The sequence below is a fragment of the Inquilinus limosus MP06 genome (genome assembly GCF_000767795.1).
Classification (GTDB): domain Bacteria; phylum Pseudomonadota; class Alphaproteobacteria; order DSM-16000; family Inquilinaceae; genus Inquilinus; species Inquilinus limosus_E.
This window is the reverse complement of sequence record NZ_JANX01000085.1, coordinates 1-16034: the sequence shown is the minus strand read 5'-3', so window position 1 is coordinate 16034 and position 16034 is coordinate 1. Positions and strand designations below refer to the sequence as shown.

The following is a 16034-nucleotide window of genomic DNA, read 5'->3' as shown; positions in this document are numbered from 1 at the left end:
CACCACCGCGGCCACCCGCAGCGGCGCCTTCAGCCAGGCGCGGAAGAAGGCGAAGTCGTCGGCCGCATCCTGGCGGCGCGACGGACCGGTCGCGGGCCGCGGCGACAGCGCGGGGCCCTGCGCCAGCACGGGCGCACCGGCGGAGGAGACGGCGACAGCCTGCCGTCGGCGGGAGAAATTGCGCCACATCATCGTGCCCATAAGCTCCACAAGCACCAGCGCGACCATCACCGTCAGCGCGAGAGAGGATGCGTTCGGGGTGGGTTCGACCAGCGCCGCGGCGGCATAGCCGGTGCCGATGAACAGCCCGTTCCACAGACCGATCCCGAGGGCGGTCGCCACGAAGAACATCAGGGGTCTGGCCCGCAGCAGCCCGGCGATGCCGGGCACCACCAGCCGCACGGTCGGCACCAGCTGCGCCACCAGCGCGAACAGGGCGCCACGGTCCTGGAACCAGGCGATGCAGCGGTCGACCCGCGCCGGGCCCATGCCGAAGAAGCCGGCGGTCCGCCGCAGCAGCGCGCCGGCCCGGGCCTCTCCCAAGCCCCAGCCCAGCCCGTAGAACAGCGCGCAGCCGGCGACGCCGCCGATCACCGTCATCGCCAGGGCCAGCGGCAGCGACCAATAGCCCTCGCCCACCGCCACCCCGACCGCGACCAAGAGGCCGTAGGAGGGCAGGATCGGCAGCAGGCGCTCGACCAGCATCAGGCCGAACAGGCCGGCAACGCTGCAGGCGGCGATCCAGGGCATAAGGGCTCCCAGCGGGTCCAAGGCCGACTCCCCTGTTATCATAGTAGGAATGGGAAGGTCAGGGGAACGCGATAGCGGTGCGTTCCGCTCATATGAGGACGGTGCCCGGCGGCAGGTTGCGGCAGCGGCATTGCGCCGCGGCACGGGTTCCTGCGTCCGGGAGCCGGCGCCGACTCGCCCCGCTCTTCCGCCGCATGGTCCCGACAGGCTATGGGCGCTCGATTTGCGGCGCCACCCGGAATAATCTGCAAGGGCCATGAAGAAGCCCTTCACAATCGAGCGCGACCAGCTGGACGGCGTGATCGCCGTGCTGCGGGTGGCCGAGCGCCGCAGCTTCCGGGCGGCGGCGGAGGAGCTGGGGGTGTCGCCCTCGGCGATCAGCCAGACCATCCGCGGGCTGGAGGCGCGGCTGGGCGTGGCGCTCCTGACCCGCACCACCCGCCGGGTCGGGCTGACCGAGGCCGGCCAGCGCTTCCTCGACCGCGCCCGGCCGGCGGTGGCGGAGATCCTGGCCGCCTTCGACGCGGCGCAGAGCCTGGGCGAGGAGGTGACCGGCCTGCTGCGGCTGAACATGCCGCGGGCGCTGGTGCCGTTCCTGGCCGAGCCGATCCTGGCCGAATTCGGCGCCGCCCACCCGGCGCTGCAGATCGAGATCTTCGCCGAGGACGGGCTGGCCAACATCGTCGCCGAGGGCTTCGATGCCGGCATCCGCCTGGGCGAGCTGCTGGAGGCCGACATGGTGGCGGTGCGGCTGACCCCGCCCTTCCAGTTCGCCGTGGTCGGATCCCCCGCCTATTTCGCCCGTCACGGCCGGCCGCAGCGGCCGGAGGACCTGCACCGCCACGCCTGCATCGGCACCCGCCAGTCGCCGCAGGGGCCGATCTATCGCTGGGAGTTCGTCGAGGGCAGCCGCGCCTTCGACATCGCGGTGGCCGGGCCGGTGATCGTCAACAGCGGCGGGCTGAACCTGATGGCGGCCGCGATGGGCCTGGGCCTCGCCTACACCGCGGCGCCGGCGGCGCAGGAGCAGGTCGCCGCCGGGGCGCTGGAACCGGTGCTGCAGGCGTTCTGCCCCGGCACCCCCGGCCTGTTCCTGTACTATCCCAGCCGGGCCCAGGCCCTGCCCAAGCTGCGCGCCTTCATCCAGTTCGTGCACGACACGCTGCGGCCGGGCACGACGGTGTATATGGGCGCGCGGGACGGGACGCCGAAAAAATCCGTCCCGCCTGTCGGTTCCCGGGTCCCGGGACCGTCCTAGGGTCGGACGCAACCGAACGGAGGAGACGCGCCATGTCCTATGCAGACGGATTCGTGCTGGCGGTGCCGAAGGCGAAGCTTGAGGAGTACAAGGAGATGGCGCGCAAGGCCGGCGCGATTTGGAAGGACCACGGCGCCCTGGCCTATGTCGAATGCGTCGGTGACGACGTGCCCTATGGCGAGCTGACCTCGTTCCCGCGCGCGGTCCAGGCCAAGGAGGACGAGGTCGTGGTCTTCGCCTGGATCGTCTACGAGTCCCGTGCCGCGCGCGACGAGATCAACAAGAAAGTGTTTGCCGACCCACGGCTGCACATGGACCCGTCCGCCATGCCCTTCGACGCCAAACGCATGATCTATGGCGGCTTCGAGGCGTTCGTGGAGCTGTAGCGGTCACGCCGGGTCGCGGTCGAACTGGCCGGCGCCGGCGACCGGCGCCAGCCAGGGCTCGCGCCGGATGATCCAGCCCTCGCGGGTCGGCCGCAGGTCGCCCGGCGCGTCGTCCAGCGCGCCGAGCAGGATCTCGACCACGCCCTCGCCCTCGGCGGGGTGGAACAGGCGCGAGCCGCAGACCGGGCAGAAGCTGCGGCCGCGATGGGTGCGGACCTCGCCGGTCACGGTGAAGGCCCGGCTCGGCCAGTCGGCATAGCCCATGGCCACCGCCCCGGTGGCCTTGCGGCATTCGGTGCAGTGGCAGATCCCGACCCTCAGCGGCTCGCCGCGCAGTGTGAAGCGCACCGCGCCGCAGCTGCAGCCGCCCTGGCGCAGCCGCGTGCCGTCGGTGTCGACCCGCGGCTCCGGCCGCAGCACGGGATAGTCGCTCATCCGGCTTTCCTCCCATCGCCTCGAGGGAACAACGCCGCGCCGCGACATTCGTCGCCGGGAACGGTCCGTCAGCCGGCCGCCGGGCGGTCCGTCAGCAGGCCGGACAGCATCGTCTCGAACGCCGCCACCGAGCAGCGGGACGCGGCGTCCGGGTCGGGGGCGTTGGCGATCCACTGGGCGGCGTGCAGCATCGCCCCGTTGATCAGCCGCGCCGTCGCCTCCGGGTCGACCGGGCGGATCGTGCCGTCCGCGGCCAGGCGGCGCAGCGCCCCGGTCATCGAGGCGATGCAGGCGGACTGGCCGTCCCAGGTCGACGGATCGCCCAGCACCGACGGGCCGTCGCGCAGCACGATGCGCCGGATCTCCGGCTCCACCGCCATCTCGAGATAGGCGGTGCATTCGGCGACGAAGGCCCGCCAGGGGTCCGGGGCCCGGCGCGAGACCTGCTGCAGCCGGGCGTTCATCTCGGCGTCGATCTCGGCGATCACCACGCGCAGCAGGCCCTTCTTGTCGCCGAAATGGTGGTAGAGGGCGCCGCGGGTCAGCCCGGCCCCGGCGGTGAAATCATCCATCGACGCGGCCGCGTAGCCCTGGGTGCCGAAGGCGTGCCGGGCCGCCGCCAGCAGCTTGGCGCGGGTCTCGGCGATCATCTCGCTGCGGGGCCGGTGGGCCATGCCTCTCCTTTCACATACGCTACGTATGCCAATTGACATGCGCCGCGCATGCCATTATCTGCTTCACATACGGTGCGTATGCAAGTGGCCGTATGGTATGTGATGTCGGCCGCAGCGGAGACCCGCCATGCCCAACCCCTATGCCGAGATCTTCCGGGCGCCCGGCGCCAAAGCCTTCTCGGCCGCCGGCTTCGTCGCCCGGCTGCCGCTGGCGATGATGACGCTGGGCATCGTCACCATGCTGTCGCAGGCCCGCGGCGAATACGCGCTGGCCGGCGCCGTCTCCGCCACCTTCGCCCTGTCGAACGCGCTGATCGCGCCGCAGGTCTCGCGGCTGGTCGACCGGCACGGCCAGCGCCGCGTGGCGATCCCGGCCACCGCCGTCACCGTGGCGGCGATGGCCGGGCTGATGCTGGCGACGCGGTTCGGCGCGCCGGACTGGACGCTGTTCCTGTTCGCCATCGGCGCCGGCGCCATGCCGAGCATGACCGCCTTCGTGCGGGCGCGCTGGACCGAGCTGTACCGCGACACGCCGCAGCTGCGCACCGCCTTCGCCTTCGAATCCGTGGTCGACGAGCTGATCTTCATGACCGGCCCGGTGGTGGCGATCGGGCTGAGCGTCGCGGTGGTGCCGGAGGCCGGGCCGCTGGTCGCCACGGTGCTGCTGGCCACCGGCGTCGCCCTGTTCACCCGGCTGAAGGCGACCGAGCCGCCGGTGCACGCGCCGGAGGCCGGGCGCGGCCGCTCCGTCATCCGGCTCGGCGCGATCAGGGTGATCGCGCTGACCATGGTCGCGGTCGGCGCCATCTTCGGCACCGCCGAGGTGACCGCCGTGGCCTTCGCCGAGGCGCATGGCGCCACCGCCGCCGCCAGCCTGGTGCTGGCGGCCTACGCCCTCGGCTCGCTGCTGGTCGGGCTGGTGTTCGGCGCGATCAAGCCGCGGCTGCCGCTGGCGGTCCAGTTCGTCCTGGCGATCGGCCTGGCGGCGCTGACCACCCTGCCCCTGCTGGTGGTCGACAGCATCCCGGCGCTGGCGCTGGTGCTGTTCCTGGCCGGCGCCGCCGTCTCGCCCACCGTGATCACCGCCATGGGGCTGATCGAGCGGCTGGTGCCGCCGTCGCAGCTGACCGAGGGCATCACCTGGGCGATGACCGGGGTCGGCATCGGCATGGCCGTCGGCTCCTCGATCTCCGGCCGGATCATCGACGGCTTCGGCGCGCCGGCCGGGTTCTGGGTGTCGGTCGCGGCCGGGACGACGGCGCTGGCCATCGCCCTGCTGGGCCAGCGCTGGCTGCGCGAGCCCGCCACCGCGGCACGGCCGGCGGTGGCGTGAAGCTTCTGACAGCAGAACTGATCGGAAAAATACTCAGCGCCGTCATTGCGAGCGCAGCGAAGCAATGACGGTTGGGGATTTCCGTTTGCGCCGACAATCCCCAGCCTGATCAGAGATGCGGGCCCAGCAGGGACAGGTCGGCGGGGCCGAGCCGGTCCTTGGCGGTGCGCAACTGGTGCCAGTAGGGATACAGCACCGGCGGCGCGCTGACCTTGTCCAGGATCGCCCACTCCTCCGCCGTCAGCACCAGCTCGGCGGCGGCGAGGTTGTCCTGCAGCTGCGCCTCGGTGCGGCCGCCGATGATCACCGACGTCACCGCCGGCCGGCCCAGCAGCCAGGCCAGCGCCACCTGGGCGCCGGAGACGCCGCGCGTTTCCGCGATCGCCACCAGCGCGTCGACGATGGCCCACAGCCGGTCCTCGTCGCGGATCGGCGGCTCGTCCCAGCCGGCCAGCTGGCGCGTGCCCTCCGGCGTCACGCCGCGGCGGTGCTTGCCGGAGAGGAGGCCGCCGGCCAGCGGGCTCCACACCAGGATGCCGAGGCCCTGGTCGATCGACACCGGCACCAGCTCGTACTCCGCCTCGCGCGCCTCCAACGTGTAGTGGATCTGCTGGCTGACGAAGCGCTGGCGATGGGCGCGGTCGCTGACGCCGAGCGCCTTCATCAGGTGCCAGCCGGAGTAGTTCGAGGCGCCGATGTAGCGGACCTTGCCCTGGCGGACGAGGGTGTCGAGCGCGTCGATCGTCTCCTCCAGCGGCGTCTGCCCGTCCCACTGATGCACCTGGTACAGGTCGATCACGTCGGTGCGCAGGCGCTTCAGGCTGGCCTCGCAGGCCTCGATCAGGTGGTGGCGCGACAGGCCGCGGTCGTTCGGGCCGTCGCCCATCGGGAAGCGCGCCTTGGTGGCGATCAGCACGCCGTTCTTCCGCTTGCCGCCCAGCACCTCGCCGATGATCTCCTCCGACCCGCCGGTGGAGTAGACATCGGCGGTGTCGATCAGGTTGACGCCGGCGTCGAGGCACAGGTCGATCTGGCGCCGTGCCTCGCCCACGCCGGCATTGCCGACCTTGGCGAAGTTGCCCTTCCCGCCCATGGTCATGGTGCCGAGGGTGATGGTGGAGACCTTGAGGCCGGAGCGGCCGAGCAGACGGTATTCCATGACGCACCTCTCTCTTGTCGGGGTGGATCAGTCCTAGACCCGCCGGTTTCAGCGTTCCAACGGAAAGATCAGATCATATTCAGCGCCAGGGCTGCTGAATGACCGGCCGCGATTGCGCCGCGCGGCCGGCCCCGGCACACTCCATCCGGTCGGCCGTCAGGCCCCGCCCCAGGACCCACGATGCGATCCACCATCGCCATCCCGGTCACCGTGCATCCGACGCCGGAGCTTCTGGGCCGCGCCATCGCCCAGCGCATCCTGGGCGGGATCGAGCGCGCGGCGGAGGAGAACCGGCCCTATCTGCTGGGCTGCCCGGCCGGCCGCACGGCCGTGCCGGTCTATGCCGCGCTCGGGGCCATGGCCGGGATGACCCGCTTCGACCTGTCCGGGCTGGTCCTGGTGATGATGGACGAGTACCTGGTCGAGGGGCCGGGCAAGGAGCCGGGACATCCGGCGCTGTGCGACCCGCGGGCGCATTACAGCTGCCGCCGCTTCGCCGAGCAGGAGATCCGCGCGGTCGTGAACGCGAAGCTGCCGGCGCCGCGCCAGCTGCCGGCGGCGGGCGTGTGGTGCCCGTCCCCGGCCGATCCCGAGGCCTATGACCGGCGCATCCGCGACGCCGGCGGCATCGACCTGTTCCTGCTGGCCAGCGGCGCCAGCGACGGCCATGTCGCCTTCAACCCGCCGGGCAGTTCGGCCGAGGCCGGCACCGGCATCGTCGCGCTGGCGGAGGAGACGCGGCGCGACAACATGGCGACCTTCCCGGGCTTCGCCGCCATCGCCGAGGTGCCGCACTGCGGCGTCTCCGTCGGCCTCGGCACCATCGCCGGCCTGTCGCGGGCGGCGCTGATGATCCTGCACGGCGCCCACAAGCGCCAGGCGGCGCGGCGGCTGCTGGAAAGCCGGGATTTCGATCCCGACTGGCCGGCCACCATCCTGCACCGCTGCCGGCACCCGGAGATCCATCTCGACGCCGCGGCGGCGCAGGAGGCGGCATGACCGCCGCCCCGCGCCGCCGCACCGAGGTCAGGCGAACACCGCCTCGTAGAAGCGAAGGCCCTGGGCCTTCGGCAGGTCCGCCGCCGCCGGCACCACGGGGCTGATGAGGACGCCTTCCATCAGCCCCCTGGACGGGTGCCGGATGTTATAGACCTGCGCGCCCAGATCCGGTGTCGGCGGCGCCGTGAACAGGATCGCGAAGGGGTGCCGCCGCAGCAGCCCCGGCGACCCGTAAGGCGAAAGGCGGACGGCGACCAGCGTCGCCTCCACCCGGCCGCCCGGCCCCTCGACCACGAAGGTCCGGCCGGTGTGGTCCTTGAAGTCGTCGAAGCTGAGCTCGGCGAGCATCGCGGCGCCCCCTCAGCTGCGCGACGGATAGATGCCTTCCAGCGCGATGATCCAGTTGATCGCCAGATAGGGCGGCATGATCGAGAAGGGCTGGGTGTTGCCGGCCGGGCCGGTGGTGCCGCTGACCGAGAGCTTCAGGTTGACCACGGGGCTGGCGGTGTTGTTGGCGAAGGTGTTGACATCGACCGGCCCGCCGGTGCCCGGATCCGTGAAGTTCGGCGCGCCCAGGATCGAGGTCTCGGTCGCCGCCGTCTGGACGGTGTTGCCGGTGGTGGTCGCGACCGACTGGACCGCCGCCAGCGTCGACCCGTCATGGACATGCGCCGGCAGGTTATTGGTGGTCAGCGTGGTGCTCTCGGTACCGGCCATCTGGCCGAGGACGTAGTTGCTCAGACCCGGGCCCTGGCCGGCGCCGATCGGGAACCGGCTGAACAGGTTGGGCAGCGCGAAGGTGGTCTGCCCGTCGCCGCCATAGGTGGTGCCGAGCAGGCTGAACAACGCCGTGTTCTGCGAGATCGCCAGAATCTGGCCCCCGCAGAAGGCCCAGCCGCGGGGCGCGAAATTCGGGGCCCAGCCCATGATCGTGGCGAGAAAAGCTTCCATTCCGAAATGCTCCTGAAAAATGAAATCGACATGTTTCAAACGCCTGATGCCGGTTCCGCGCCATCGACGTGAGGGCTCGAAACCGGCATCAGCGATGATAAAACGAACAGAAATATAGTTTCAATCTTATTCGATTGAATAACCCATTATGGCGAAAATTCAGCACAAATCCAACCAGAAAATTCAGCGCGCCATCCAGCCGCCATCGACCGGCAGCACCGTGCCGGTGACGTAGCCGCTGTGCGGCGAGGCGAAGAACAGCGCCGCCGTCGCCAGGTCCTGCGGCACGCCCCAGCGGCCGGCCGGGATGCGGTCGAGGATCTGCCGGGTCCGCACCGGGTCGGCGCGCAGCGCCTCGGTGTTGTCGGTCTCCATGTAGCCGGGGGCGATGGCGTTGACCGTGATGCCCTTCGGCGCCAGCTCGTTGGCCATGCCGCGGGTCAGCCCGGCCAGGCCGTGCTTGCTGGCGGTGTAGGAGGAGACGCGGATGCCGCCCTGGAATGACAGCAGCGAGGCGACATGGATGATCCGCCCGGCGATGCCCTGCCCCACCATGTGCCGGGCCACCGCCTGGGTCAGGAAGAAGGCGCTCTTCAGATTGACCGACATCACCGCGTCCCAGTCGGCCTCGCTGAACTCCAGCAGATCGGCGCGGCGGATGATGCCGGCATTGTTGACCAGGATGTCGATCCGGCCGAGCCGGCCGACGATGTCCGCCACCACGGCGTCGAGGCCCGAGGAGTCTTCGAGGTCGCGCACCACCTCGACGAAGCGGCGGCCGGTGCCGGCCACCGCCGCCGCCGTGTCCGGCATCGGGCGGGAGCCGAGGCCGGCGATGTCGGCCCCGGCCTCCGCCAGGGCCAGGGCGATGCCCTGGCCGAGGCCGGTGCGGGCGCCGGTGACCAGCGCGGTCTTGCCGCTGAGGTCGAACAGGCCACTGCTCACAGCAGGTCGCCCATGGCGACGAAGTCCATGTCGGTGAAGGCCTGGTTGTCGCCGGCCATGCTCCAGATGAAGGCATAGGCGGCGGTGCCGGCGCCGCAATGGATCGACCAGGGCGGCGACAGCACCGCCTGCTCGTTGCGCACCACCAGGTGGCGCGTCGCCTCCGGCCGGCCCATGAAATGCATCACCACCGCGTCGGCCGGCAGCTCGAAGTAGAAATACGCCTCCATCCGGCGGTCATGGGTGTGCGCCGGCATGGTGTTCCAGACGCTGCCGCTGTGCAGGCGGGTCAGCCCCATCAGCAGCTGGCAGGTCGGCAGCACCTCCGGATGCAGGTATTGCGACAGGGTGCGGCGGTTGCTGGTCTCGGGCGCGCCGAGCTCCTTGACGATGGCTTGGCTCCTGGTGACCAGCCGCGACGGGTGCGCGGCATGGGCCGGCGAGGAGTTGATGTAGAACTTCGCCGGATCGGCCGGGTCGACGCTGGCGAAGGTGATCGCGGCGATGCCGCGGCCGAGATACAGCGCGTCCTGCGGCCCGACCTCGTAGACCGTGCCGTCGGCGGTGACGCGGCCGGCGCCGCCGACATTGATCAGGCCGAGCTCTCGCCGCTCCAAGAGCGTGGCGCTGCCGACCAGCTTCGCCAGGTCCTCGCCCACCGCCAGCGGCGCGCCGGTCGGCACCGCGCCCGCCACCAGCATGCGGTCGTAATGGGTGTAGGTGGCGATCAGCCGCCCCGGGACCATCAGCTGCTCGATCAGGAAATGCCGGCGCAGATCGTCGCCGTCGAGCATCTCGGCCTGCTCGTAATGCACCGCCTGGCGGGTGGTCGGGGTCTCGCTCATGCTGTCCTCGTATCTATCGCGGTCGCGTTATCGGGTCCGGCCCGGGTCGGGCTCGTCGAACAGTTCGGGATGCTCGGCCTCGATCCGCGGCAACGCGCGCAGGATCTCGGTGAGATGGGTGCGCATCGCCCGCTCCGCCGCGTCGGGGTCGCGGGCGTCGATCGCGGCCATGATGGCGCGGTGCTGGTCGATCAGCGGCAGCATCGCCTCGGGGCCCGGCAGCGTCAGGGTGCAGATCCGGTCCATATGCGCCTTGAGGTCCTCCACCGCCATCCAGGCCATGCCGCAGCCGGCCCCCTCGGCGATGGCGATGTGGAACAGCTCGTCGGCGCGCTGGAAGTCGTGGTGGTTGCCGCGCGACGCCGCCTTGGCCTGAGCGTCCAGCAGGTCGTCGATGCGCTCGCGGCTGGACCGGTCGAAGCCCTCGCAGGCACGCCGCACCAGCGCCACCTCGACCGATTCGCGGACGAAGCGGGCCTCGGCCATGCGCCGCACCGACAGCTTCACCACCACGGTGCCGCGCTGGGGCTGCACCTCGACCAGCCGGGTCTTGGCCAGGGCGATCAGCGCCTCGCGCACCGGCTGGCGCGACACGCCGTAGCGCTGGGCAATCTCCTGCTCCGACAGCCTGGCCCCCGGCGCCAGCTCCAGCGCCACGATGGCGCGGCGCAGCTCGCGCTCCAGCCGGCGCGCCACGGATTCGAAGCTCTGGGCAGGGTCTATCTTCACGCGGGATCCCGAGGCCGTTGGGTGCCTTGCATATCAGCCCATACTACCATACACAAGAATGCAAACGCCCTGGGGGAGCCTGCCATGAGTTCGAGCCGCGACCTGGCCACCGCCTTCACCGAAGCCCGCCGTGCCGGCCGTTCCCTGCCGGATTATCCCGGCACGCTGCCACCCGACCTGCCCACCGCCTATGCGGTGCAGGAGGCGGCGATGGGGCTGTGGACCGACACGCTGGTCGGCTGGAAGGTGGCCGGCATCGCCGAGACCTGGCGCCCGCGCTACGACGCGCCGCGCCTGGCCGGGCCGGTCTTCGCCCGCAACCTCCATGACGCCCGCAACGGCCGGGTGGAGACGCCGGTGATCCCCGGCGGCTTCGGCGCGGTGGAGGCCGAGTTCGTGCTGCGGATCGGCCGGGACATCCAGGCCGAGGCCCGGCCGCGCACGGTCGAGGAGGTGCGACCCTTCGTGGCGGCGGTCCATGCCGGGATGGAGATCGCCGGCAGCCCGCTGGCGACGCTGAACGACCTCGGTCCCGGCGCCGTGGCCAGCGATTTCGGCAACAATGCCGGGCTGGTGCTGGGCCCCGAGATCCCGGATTGGGACAGCCGCCAGCCGTCGGACCGGACGGTACGGATGCGGGTCGGCGGCGCGGTGGTGGGCGAGGGCAGCGCCGCCCGCGTCGCCGGCGGGCCGATCGCCTCCCTCGCCTTCCTGGCCGAGCATCTCGGCCGCCGCGGCCGCGACCTGCCGGCCGGCAGCTGGGTGCTGACCGGCATGACCACCGGCGTCCATGTGGTGAAGCCGGGCGACCGGGCCCAGGCCGAGTTCGACGGCGTCGGCACGGTCGAGGTGCTGGTCACCGCCGCCGGCAGCTAGAGCAGGATGAGATTGCGTCAGCTCAGCTGATCGCAATAGGGCGATAACCCGTTGCCTCTCCCGCTTGCGGGGCCTTTTCACAATGATCATTCCCTCGCCGTCATTGCGAGGAGGCGAAGCCGACGAAGCAATCCAGGGGCCGGTGCGCACCGGCCCCTGGATTGCTTCGCTGCGCTCGCAATGACGGTGCTGGCAATTCCAAGCGATCTCGCCTGCAGGAGAGGCCACGCGAAGACGCTCGGCATCCCGTCAGATCCCGACATGACCGGATCTCAATTCCCGCTCCAGGTCCCCGTTCCGCGGTGCCGGGCGATGGCCACGCCGACATGCTTGGCCTTCTCCTCCGGCTCGACATGGATGCCGATGATGGTGTCGGCGCCGATGTCGCGCTTGAGCGTCGCCTCGATCCGGTCGCAGATGTCGTGCGCCTCGGACACGGTCATCGCGCCCGGCACCACCAGGTGGAAGTCGATGAAGGTCAGCCGCCCGGCATGCCGGGTGCGCACGTCATGGGCCTCCAGCGCGCCGCCGCCATTGGCCGCGATGGCCTCGCGGATGCGCGCCAGCGTTTCGTCCGGCACCGCCTCGTCCATCAGCCCGCCGACCGAATCCCGGATCATGGCGTAGCCGGACCACAGGATGTTCAGCGCCACGATGGCGGCCAGGATCGGGTCGAGGATCAGCCAGCCGGTCAGGGCCACCAGCGCGACGCCGACCAGCACCCCGCCGGAGGTGTAGACGTCGGTCAGCACATGCTTGCCGTCGGCCACCAGCGCCGGGGCGCGGTATCGCCGGCCCCAGCGCAGCAGGGTCCAGCCCCAGACCGCGTTGATCGCTGAGGCCACGGCGTTGATCGCCAGGCCCAGCGCCGGCGCGTCGAGCGGCTGGGGGTCCAGCAGCCCGGCATAGGCCTCGCGCAGGATCGACAGCGCCGCCAGCACCACCAGCAGCCCCTCGAACACGGCCGAGAAGTATTCGGCCTTGGTGTGGCCGTAGGGGTGGTTGGCGTCCGCCGGCTGGGCCGAGACCCGCAGCGCGATGAAGGCCGCCCCGGCCGCCACGACGTTGATGATGCTCTCCAGCGCGTCGGAATAGAGCGCGACCGAGCCGGTGACCCACCAGGCGAGGAATTTGAGGCCCAGTACCAGGGCCCCGACGAAGACGCTGGCCAGCGCGGCCTTCGAGGCGCGGTCCATCAGCCGATGCGCCTCGCCCGGCCCCGAGGACGCCGGCGGCCCGGCGGCTTCGTCTCGTATCCGTCCATACCTTTCCAAGCCTCGGCTAAGAAGTGTGGCGCACTACATTTAACCATTTGATATTAAATGGATTTTTCTGTCGGCGCCAGACTCCTCGCCGCACGGGCTCGACCTGAGGATTCCGGAGGAAAAGCCGCCGCGACGCGACGACATTCCGGACCGCCGGGCGCATGATGGCCGCCAAGCGCTCCAAGGCGCATCCGCGATGGGAGGAGAAGATGGACGTTCTGCCGTCCGCTCTGTCGTCGAACGGCCATGATCTCGATTGCAGCCCGGCGCGTCTGGGCTGGCTGGCGCCGAGCGATCCGGCGGAGGACCTCGCCACCCTGCGCTCGCGCTACGACTCCGGGGGTTATCTCTGGCTGCGGTCGCTGCTGCCGCGCGCGGCGGTGCTGGAGTTCCGCCGTCACGTCTTCGCGCAGTTCGCCGAGTTCGGCCTGCTGGCCGAAGGCTCCGATCCGGTCGAAGGCAAGGCCTCCGATCGCCCGGCCGACCCCGCGTCGCGCGGCCGGCTGATGGAGCTGGTGCGCTCCGCCGCCTTCGAATCCTTCTGCCTGATGCCGGAGCTGTGGCGCTTCATCGACCGGCTGATCGGCGGCACCTCCACCCTGCACCGGCGCAAGATCCTGCGCTTCACCCGGCCCGGCGACCCGGCCTCGACCGGCGCGCATTACGACCTGATCTACCTCCGCGCCGGCACCGACCGGCTGGTCACCGCCTGGATCCCGATCGGCGACGTGCCGGTGCGGATGGGCGGGCTCCTCTACCTGGAAGGCTCGCACCGGCTGGGCCGGGAGATGGAGGCCGAGTTCAGCCGCAGGAACGCCGGGCTGTCGCCGGAGGAGCGGATCAGCGCCTACAACCGCAACATGACCGAGACCGGCTGGATCTCGAAGGACCTGCCGGCGATGGCGGAGCGCTTCGGCACACGCTGGCTGGCCGCGAACTACGCCGCCGGCGACGTGGTGCTGCACAGCCCCTATATGATCCACGCCGCGACCCGGAACGACGACCCGGACGGTACCATGCGCCTGTCGGCCGACATCCGCTTCCAGGACGTCCGCGACGACGCCGACCCGCGCTGGGGCAGCCATTGGAGCCTCGGCGACGGGCTGTAGGCCACTCACCCGCCGCGATAGAGCATGCGGTACTGCCTCGGCGGCATGGCGAAGTGGCGGCCGAAGGCCTCGTAGAAGCGCGACACCGAGCCGAAGCCGGCCTCGAAGGCGATGGTGACGATGTCGGTGTCGGTCGACAGCAGCAGCGCCTGGGCCACATAGAGGCGCTGGCGCGTCAGGTAGCCGCCGATGCTCATGCCCAGCGCCTCGCGGAAGATCGCCATCGCGTAGTTCGGGTGCAGGCACACCGAGGCGGCGACGTCGGCGACCGAGATCGGATCGCCGGCATGGGCGGCGATGAAGCCGGCCATGGCCCAGACCTTGGCGTGCCGGCCCTCGGCGGCCGCGGCGCCGTCGCCGGTGTCGCTCAGCACCTCCCAGCCGCACAGGTCGCTGCGCCGCAGCCGCTGCTCGATCTCCTGCCGCACCAAAGCGGTGATGCGCTCGTCGCCCCGGTTCAGCTCGCCGTGCCAGTGCTCGAACTGCGCGGCGTCGAAGGGCAGCGGCGCGCGATCGCCGATCAGGCCGCCGCCCAGCACCGCGCTCTTCAGCCGCGGCCCCAGCGCGGCGCTGAGGAACATCTCGATCGGCAGGTACAGGCAGACGAAGCTGGCCGGGCTGGATACCTCGATCGTCTGGTGCGGGATGGCGCCCCAGAAGAACACGAAGTCGCCGGCCCCGATCGTCACCCGCCTGCCGTTGAACAGGTAGGTCGCGGCGCCGGCCAGCATCAGGTTCAGCTCGATCTGGCTGTGCTGGTGCGCCCGCCGCATCACCAGCACCTCGCGCCGCGCGTCGGCGCTGACGGCGCGCTCGGAATGGCCCGGCAGCCTCGGTATGCGCGCGGTCTGGGCTCGGCTCATCGGCGACCTTAGGATCCCGGAAGAATTCGTCCCCGACCGGGACGACATGCGGAAACCACCGATTCATACTCCCCCCGCACGGCGACGGTAAGCTCCGCGAAGAGGGGTCCGCCACCCGCAGGACCCGCCCGTCGGACCGAACACGAGACGAGGGAGGACCCTGATGAGTGGACTTGGCAGGATCGCCGGCATGATGTTCGGCTTGGCCGGCGCGGCCGTCTTGGCCCTGACGGCGCCGGCGATGGCGCAGTCGGACGTGAAGGGCGAGATCACGGTCTGGAGCTGGAACGTCGCGGCGACGGCGCTGAAGGCCGTGGTGCCCGACTTCAACAAGGCCTATCCGAACGTCAAGGTGACGGTCGAGGACCTGGGCAACCAGCCCGTCTATGACCGCGGCCTGGCCGGCTGCTCCGCCGGCGGCATCAACATGCCGGACGTCTATTCGGTCGAGAACCACGAATCCGAGGTGTTCTGGGCCCGCTTCCCGGACTGCTTCCTGGACCTGAAGTCGCTCGACGCGAAAGAGGCCGACCTCCTCGCCAAATTCCCGAAATTCAAGCTGGCGGAGCTGACCGTCGGCGACAAGATCTACGCCATGCCCTGGGATTCCGGCCCGGCCGTGGTGTTCTACCGCCGCGACATGTATCAGGCCGCGGGCGTCGACCCGGAGAAGATCGCCACCTGGGACGACTTCATCGCCGCCGGCAAGGCCGTCCAGGCCAAGGCCGGCGCCGACGTGAAGTTCCTGTCGACCAACAGCGGCGGTACCAGCACCACCTGGTTCCGCATCCTGGCCAACCAGGCCGGCTGCGCCTATTTCGACGAGACGGGCGAGACCGTCACCATCGCCCAGCCCGGATGCGTCCAGGCGCTGGAGACGGTGAAGAAGATCGGCGATGCCGGCCTGTTCATGGAGGGCGACTGGGACGGCAGCCTGCAGGCGATCAAGGCCAACCGGCTGGCCAGCTCGGTCTACGGCGCCTGGTATGAGGGCTCGGTCCGCGGCAACGCGCCGGAGCTGAGCGGCAAGTGGGGCGTGTTCCCGCTGCCGGCCTTCACCGCCGGCGGCAACCGCGCCGCCAATATCGGCGGCTCCTCGCTCGCCATCCCGGCCTCCTCGAAGAACCCGCAGGCGGCGCTGGCCTTCATCAACTTCGCGAACGGCCGGCCGGACAGCCAGATCACCCAGCTCAAGGCCTCGGGCCTGGTGCCGACCCTGCCGGAGGCGGTCAACGATCCCTATGTCCAGCAGGCGCAGCCCTATTGGGGCGGGCAGAAGGTCTGGGAGGTGGTGCTGAACACCCTGTCGCAGATCAAGCCGGCCCGCGGCACCCAGTATTTCGCCGAGGCCGACAACATCGCCGACGGCATCCTGCTGGCCTATCTGAAGGGCGGCTCGAAATCCGCCAAGGAGACCCTGGACGAGGCGGCCGAGCAGATCTCCGCCGCCACCGGCC

General features: G+C 70.6%; 18 protein-coding genes. 7 read left to right on the top strand and 11 right to left on the bottom strand.

The genetic code is table 11. The features are described 5' to 3' along the window. On the bottom strand, positions 1-750 hold a 750-nt coding region (locus P409_RS36140; protein ID WP_052120276.1), incomplete at its 3' end, for a DedA family protein. 256 nt (positions 751-1006) lie between these two features. On the opposite strand from P409_RS36140, the gene P409_RS09640 reads away from it, so the two are divergent. Next, positions 1007-2008: a LysR family transcriptional regulator gene (locus P409_RS09640; RefSeq protein WP_081991390.1), complete on the top strand. Its 1002-nt coding sequence runs from the start codon at positions 1007-1009 to the stop codon at positions 2006-2008. 32 nt (positions 2009-2040) lie between these two features. Then, positions 2041-2394: a DUF1428 domain-containing protein gene (locus P409_RS09635; RefSeq protein WP_034834773.1), complete on the top strand. Its 354-nt coding sequence runs from the start codon at positions 2041-2043 to the stop codon at positions 2392-2394. A 3-nt stretch (positions 2395-2397) separates the two neighbouring features. Here P409_RS09635 and P409_RS09630 read toward each other — a convergent pair whose 3' ends face one another. Continuing rightward, positions 2398-2829: a GFA family protein gene (locus tag P409_RS09630; protein WP_052120274.1), complete on the bottom strand. Its 432-nt coding sequence runs from the start codon at positions 2827-2829 to the stop codon at positions 2398-2400. Positions 2830-2897: 68 nt separating this feature from the next. Next, positions 2898-3503: a TetR/AcrR family transcriptional regulator gene (locus P409_RS09625; RefSeq protein ID WP_034834770.1), complete on the bottom strand. Its 606-nt coding sequence runs from the start codon at positions 3501-3503 to the stop codon at positions 2898-2900. 127 nt (positions 3504-3630) lie between these two features. On the opposite strand from P409_RS09625, the gene P409_RS09620 reads away from it, so the two are divergent. Beyond that, positions 3631-4836, top strand: coding sequence for an MFS transporter (locus tag P409_RS09620; RefSeq protein ID WP_034834768.1), 1206 nt, complete (start codon positions 3631-3633; stop codon positions 4834-4836). Between the two features lie 109 nt (positions 4837-4945). Here the strand turns inward: P409_RS09620 and P409_RS09615 are convergent, their stop codons facing one another. Beyond that, complete coding sequence (locus P409_RS09615) at positions 4946-5995, bottom strand: aldo/keto reductase (protein WP_034834766.1); 1050 nt, start codon at positions 5993-5995, stop codon at positions 4946-4948. A 180-nt stretch (positions 5996-6175) separates the two neighbouring features. Here P409_RS09615 and P409_RS09610 point away from each other — a divergent pair, with 180 nt between their 5' ends. Beyond that, the gene (locus tag P409_RS09610; RefSeq protein WP_052120272.1) at positions 6176-6994 is read left to right on the top strand and encodes a 6-phosphogluconolactonase; all 819 of its coding nucleotides are present in this window, start codon (positions 6176-6178) and stop codon (positions 6992-6994) included. 27 nt (positions 6995-7021) lie between these two features. On the opposite strand, the gene P409_RS09605 is transcribed toward P409_RS09610, so the two are convergent. The 5 genes from P409_RS09605 to P409_RS09585 all read right to left on the bottom strand — a co-directional run bounded on the left by P409_RS09605 (position 7022) and on the right by P409_RS09585 (position 10464). Next, positions 7022-7342 carry a DUF6916 family protein gene (locus tag P409_RS09605; RefSeq protein WP_034834763.1) on the bottom strand — a complete coding sequence of 107 codons (321 nt, stop codon included), beginning with the start codon at positions 7340-7342 and terminating at the stop codon, positions 7022-7024. 12 nt (positions 7343-7354) lie between these two features. Further along, positions 7355-7945, bottom strand: coding sequence for a phage tail protein (locus P409_RS09600; protein WP_034834759.1), 591 nt, complete (start codon positions 7943-7945; stop codon positions 7355-7357). A 183-nt stretch (positions 7946-8128) separates the two neighbouring features. Beyond that, a complete protein-coding gene (kduD, locus tag P409_RS09595) occupies positions 8129-8890 on the bottom strand; it encodes a 2-dehydro-3-deoxy-D-gluconate 5-dehydrogenase KduD (protein WP_034834756.1) in 762 nt (253 codons plus the stop codon). Beyond that, the gene (kduI, locus tag P409_RS09590; protein ID WP_034834753.1) at positions 8887-9735 is read right to left on the bottom strand and encodes a 5-dehydro-4-deoxy-D-glucuronate isomerase; all 849 of its coding nucleotides are present in this window, start codon (positions 9733-9735) and stop codon (positions 8887-8889) included. Before kduI ends, kduD begins: the two co-directional genes overlap by 4 nt. A gap of 27 nt (positions 9736-9762) precedes the next feature. Further along, on the bottom strand, positions 9763-10464 hold the full coding sequence (locus P409_RS09585; RefSeq protein ID WP_034834750.1) for a GntR family transcriptional regulator: 702 nt from the start codon (positions 10462-10464) through the stop codon (positions 9763-9765). An 84-nt stretch (positions 10465-10548) separates the two neighbouring features. Here P409_RS09585 and P409_RS09580 point away from each other — a divergent pair, with 84 nt between their 5' ends. Then, positions 10549-11340, top strand: a complete 792-nt coding sequence (locus tag P409_RS09580; RefSeq protein WP_034834748.1) for a 2-keto-4-pentenoate hydratase — start codon at positions 10549-10551, stop codon at positions 11338-11340. A gap of 272 nt (positions 11341-11612) precedes the next feature. On the opposite strand, the gene P409_RS09575 is transcribed toward P409_RS09580, so the two are convergent. After that, the gene (locus P409_RS09575; RefSeq protein WP_052120270.1) at positions 11613-12536 is read right to left on the bottom strand and encodes a cation diffusion facilitator family transporter; all 924 of its coding nucleotides are present in this window, start codon (positions 12534-12536) and stop codon (positions 11613-11615) included. 278 nt (positions 12537-12814) lie between these two features. On the opposite strand from P409_RS09575, the gene P409_RS09570 reads away from it, so the two are divergent. Next, on the top strand, positions 12815-13714 hold the full coding sequence (locus P409_RS09570; protein WP_034834778.1) for a phytanoyl-CoA dioxygenase family protein: 900 nt from the start codon (positions 12815-12817) through the stop codon (positions 13712-13714). A gap of 5 nt (positions 13715-13719) precedes the next feature. On the opposite strand, the gene P409_RS09565 is transcribed toward P409_RS09570, so the two are convergent. Continuing rightward, positions 13720-14577: a helix-turn-helix domain-containing protein gene (locus P409_RS09565; RefSeq protein ID WP_052120268.1), complete on the bottom strand. Its 858-nt coding sequence runs from the start codon at positions 14575-14577 to the stop codon at positions 13720-13722. Between the two features lie 163 nt (positions 14578-14740). Between P409_RS09565 and P409_RS09560 the strand changes: the two genes are divergently transcribed. Then, positions 14741-16034 (top strand): ABC transporter substrate-binding protein (locus P409_RS09560; RefSeq protein WP_202964616.1); only part of this gene is annotated, 1294 nt, incomplete at its 3' end.

Bases quoted from the DNA above. Each gene is read 5' to 3' on its own strand.
- P409_RS09640 (WP_081991390.1), top strand. From the start codon at position 1,007: ATGAAGAAGCCCTTCACAATCGAGCGCGACCAGCTGGACGGCGTGATC.
- P409_RS09635 (WP_034834773.1), top strand. From the start codon at position 2,041: ATGTCCTATGCAGACGGATTCGTGCTGGCGGTGCCGAAGGCGAAGCTT.
- P409_RS09630 (WP_052120274.1), bottom strand. From the start codon at position 2,829: ATGAGCGACTATCCCGTGCTGCGGCCGGAGCCGCGGGTCGACACCGAC.
- P409_RS09625 (WP_034834770.1), bottom strand. From the start codon at position 3,503: ATGGCCCACCGGCCCCGCAGCGAGATGATCGCCGAGACCCGCGCCAAG.
- P409_RS09620 (WP_034834768.1), top strand. From the start codon at position 3,631: ATGCCCAACCCCTATGCCGAGATCTTCCGGGCGCCCGGCGCCAAAGCC.
- P409_RS09615 (WP_034834766.1), bottom strand. From the start codon at position 5,995: ATGGAATACCGTCTGCTCGGCCGCTCCGGCCTCAAGGTCTCCACCATC.
- P409_RS09610 (WP_052120272.1), top strand. From the start codon at position 6,176: ATGCGATCCACCATCGCCATCCCGGTCACCGTGCATCCGACGCCGGAG.
- P409_RS09605 (WP_034834763.1), bottom strand. From the start codon at position 7,342: ATGCTCGCCGAGCTCAGCTTCGACGACTTCAAGGACCACACCGGCCGG.
- P409_RS09600 (WP_034834759.1), bottom strand. From the start codon at position 7,945: ATGGAAGCTTTTCTCGCCACGATCATGGGCTGGGCCCCGAATTTCGCG.
- kduI (WP_034834753.1), bottom strand. From the start codon at position 9,735: ATGAGCGAGACCCCGACCACCCGCCAGGCGGTGCATTACGAGCAGGCC.
- P409_RS09580 (WP_034834748.1), top strand. From the start codon at position 10,549: ATGAGTTCGAGCCGCGACCTGGCCACCGCCTTCACCGAAGCCCGCCGT.
- P409_RS09575 (WP_052120270.1), bottom strand. From the start codon at position 12,536: ATGGACCGCGCCTCGAAGGCCGCGCTGGCCAGCGTCTTCGTCGGGGCC.
- P409_RS09570 (WP_034834778.1), top strand. From the start codon at position 12,815: ATGGACGTTCTGCCGTCCGCTCTGTCGTCGAACGGCCATGATCTCGAT.
- P409_RS09565 (WP_052120268.1), bottom strand. From the start codon at position 14,577: ATGAGCCGAGCCCAGACCGCGCGCATACCGAGGCTGCCGGGCCATTCC.